Source organism: Mesorhizobium sp. M4A.F.Ca.ET.020.02.1.1, from assembly GCF_004022645.1.
Classification (GTDB): Bacteria; Pseudomonadota; Alphaproteobacteria; order Rhizobiales; family Rhizobiaceae; genus Mesorhizobium.
Genome location: NZ_RZOI01000682.1, coordinates 1 through 3,225, shown reverse-complemented (window position 1 = coordinate 3,225; position 3,225 = coordinate 1). Strand labels below are relative to the sequence as shown.

The window sequence follows — 3,225 nt, the reverse complement described above, 5'->3', positions numbered from 1 at the left end:
CAGCAGCAGGCCGGCAGCGATGTCCCAGGCCGACAGACCGACCTCCCAGAACCCGTCCATGCGGCCGGCGGCGACATAGGCGAGATCGAGCGAGGCGGAACCGAGACGGCGCACGCCCGAGACCTCGGCCATCACATTGCGCAGTTCGATGAGGAAATTGCCGTGCTGGCCACGGCCGAGATGCGGCACGCCGCAGCCGATCACAGCGTCGGTGAGCTTGGTGCGGCCGGCGACGCGCAGCCGGCGGTCGTTCATGAAGGCGCCGCCGCCGCGCTCGGCAGTGTAGAGCTCGTCCATCGCCGGATTGTAGATGACGCCGGCTACGATCTGGCCCTGGCGCTCCAGCGCGATCGAGATGGCGAAGAGCGGGATGCCGTGCAGGAAGTTGGTGGTGCCGTCGAGCGGGTCGACGATCCAGCGGTGCTGGCCATCCTCGCCCTCGATGGCGCCGCGCTCTTCCATCAGGAAGGCGTAGCCGGGTCTTGCCTTCGACAGTTCGGTGAACAGGATGTCCTCGGCCTTGCGGTCGGCCTGGCTGACATAGTCGCCTGGCCCCTTCATCGACACCTGCAGGTTCTGCACTTCGCCGAAGTCGCGCGCCAGCGAACGGCCGGCCTTCATCGCGGCCTGGACCATGACATTGAGGATCGCTGAACGCGCCATCTTGTTTTCCCGCTGTCCCGCGCTTTAGTCGGCGCGGCGGACGTAAGTGATTTCGTTGGTGTCGACGATGATGCGCTCGCCGGCGGCAATGAAGGGCGGCACCAGCACGCGGATGCCGTTCTCCAGCACCGCGGGCTTGTAGGAAGAGGCAGCCGTCTGCCCCTTCACCACCGGGTCGGCCTCGGTGATGGCCAGCGTCACCTGATCGGGCAGCGAAATGCCGATCGGCCGTTCCTCGTAGAGCTGGACCGTCACCATCATGCCGTCCTGCAGGAAGGCGGCGCGATCGCCGACGAAATCCTTCGCCAGTTCGAGCTGCTCGTAGCTTTCGGTGTCCATAAACACCAGCGCATCGCCCTGCTCATAGAGGAAGGAAAAATCCTTCAGATCGAGCCGGATCTGCTCGACGGTCTCGGCCGAGCGAAAACGCTCGTTGAGCTTGGTGCCGTTGATGAGGTTCTTCAGCTCGACCTGGTTGTAGGCGCCGCCCTTGCCGGGCTTGACGGTGTTGGTCTTGACCGCGACCCAAAGTCCGCCATCGTGCTCGATGACGGTGCCGGGACGGATTTCGTTGCCATTGATCTTGGCCATGATGATGCTGGTCCGGAGTGAGGGAGCCGCCGCGACGGCGATTTGGCGCCTCCAAGACCACAAATCGTCCGGAGAGGCAAGGAGGGAGCACCGCGACGCAGCGCCGCCGCCCTGCGCCTCTTGCCCTCAAGGCAAACGGTTCGCCTTCTGCAGCGCCTGCTTGGTCTGGCCGTCGTCGAGGCCCTGGAGGAAATCATCCATTTCGGGATCGATAAGTCCGGCGCGACGGGCAACGATATACCAGGCGGCCGCGAGGATCAGGTCCGGGTCGGTGCCGATGCCTTCCATGTACAGCTTGGCGAGGCGATTCTGGGCGGCGACGTTACCGCCCTCGGCCGCCTGTTTCATCCAGCCGAAGCCGGACTTCAGGTCGCGGTCGCCGCCGCGCCCCTCGATCATCCATGTGGCGAGATCGACCTGCGCCGTATCGTAGTTCTGCCTGGCGGCTTGCGCCAGCAGCCGACGCGCCTGGGCATCATCGCGCGGCTTGCCGCCGGCGCCATTGGCGTAGATCTGCGCCATCGCATATTGCGCGTCGGCCAGTCCGGTGGCGGCGGCGCGCTCGTAATAGGTGGCAGCCTTGGCGATGCCGGCGTCGCCCGGATCCTGCTGGACAAGCAATTGCGCAAAATTGAACTGCGCCAGGCGGTTGCCGGCCTCCGCGGCGGCCTGCATCAGCGCATACGCCGCCTTCTCGTCCTTCTTGACGTAGCGGCCGTCGAGCAGCATCAACGCGTACTGGAATTGCGATTCCGGCACGCCCTGCTCGGCGGCGAGCGCGTACCATTTCGCGGCCTCCGCGGCGTTGAGCGGTACGCCGAGCCCGCGCGACAGGATCTCCGCCACCAGGGTCTGGGCGGCGGGGTCCCCGTTCTGGGCGCGCACCAAGGCGAGATTGTAGGCGGTCTTGTAGAGGCCGCGCTGAAAGGCGCCATAGGCCGAATCCGACGGTTTGGCGCCGAAGCGATCGGGATTAATGGCGTCCGCCGAAGGCAATGGGGCCGTGGTGGCGGGCTGCGGCAGCGGCGTGGCGATCGGCTTGTCGACATGCACGCCGGTGGTCGGCGCACCTGCGGCGGGCGCATTTGCAGCCGGCGCGCTTGCGTCCGGTACGCCCGCATCCGGTCGGGGCTGCGGCAGCGGAACGGTCTGCGCCGCCGCCGCCGCCTCGGTCAAAAGGGCCGCGGCCAGAACCGCGAGGGGAAGCAAAGACCGGCGCACGTCAATCCTCGAAGCGCGGCGCGGTCTCGTCGAGCAGCGCATTGGCGGCGGCGATCGCCCCCCTGGGGTCGATCCCGTCGGCGAAGACGGCGCTGGACAGCGCCACGAATTCGGCGCCGGTGGCGGCCACCGCCTCGACCGATGCGAGATCGGATCCGGCCATGACGATGCACGGGATCTGGATCATCTCGGCCCACCACTGGCCAAGAGACAGGTTGCGCGGATGCGGCTCCGGCTTGTTGTCGTAACCGAAGCGGCCGAAGAAAATGTAGTCGGGCCGCGCCTCGCCGAGCGCCAGCGCATCGTCGCGGGTCTTGGCGCCGCCGACGCCGACCATCATCCTTCCCTGGAAGTGTTCGATGGTCTCGGCGACCTCCTGGCTGGAGACCTCGACATGGATGCCGTCGGCCTGGACGCGGCCGGCGATGCGGGTATCGCCGGCGATGACGACCGCGATGCCTGCCGCCTGCGCCGTGGGCACGATCCTTTCGGCGAAGGCCTGGAAGGCGACGTCATCCATGCCGTTTTCCGGCAGGATGAGCGAGGCGACGTCACCGCCCTCGAAGGCCGCGGCAATACGCTCGGCCGGCGCGTCTTTCGGCGCGATCAGCACGATACGGCAGCGATTGGGCGGCGTGGCGTCGTTCATTGGTCATCGATCCCGGTTTTCGCCTATGCCGGGCGAAGATGGTTGCATTGCGGCATAGAGCAAAGCGCCCGGTTTGAACAGGCGGGCAAGCGGGATCATGA

Annotated in this window: 4 protein-coding genes; all 4 read right to left on the bottom strand. The window is 66.7% G+C overall.

Going from position 1 to position 3,225, the window contains the following annotated elements; translation table 11 throughout:
* A partial coding sequence (locus tag EN742_RS29275; RefSeq protein ID WP_148670338.1) for an inositol monophosphatase family protein occupies positions 1-663 on the bottom strand: 663 nt, incomplete at its 3' end.
* 24 nt (positions 664-687) lie between these two features.
* On the bottom strand, positions 688-1,254 hold the full coding sequence (gene efp / locus EN742_RS29270; RefSeq protein ID WP_126057856.1) for an elongation factor P: 567 nt from the start codon (positions 1,252-1,254) through the stop codon (positions 688-690).
* 126 nt (positions 1,255-1,380) lie between these two features.
* Positions 1,381-2,517 (bottom strand): tetratricopeptide repeat protein, encoded by a 1,137-nt coding sequence (locus EN742_RS29265; RefSeq protein ID WP_189375661.1) that lies wholly within the window; start codon positions 2,515-2,517, stop codon positions 1,381-1,383.
* Positions 2,477-3,124, bottom strand: coding sequence for a thiamine phosphate synthase (locus EN742_RS29260; RefSeq protein WP_127406393.1), 648 nt, complete (start codon positions 3,122-3,124; stop codon positions 2,477-2,479). The genes EN742_RS29265 and EN742_RS29260 overlap by 41 nt, the downstream gene beginning before the upstream one ends.
* Positions 3,125-3,225 lie beyond the last annotated feature (101 nt).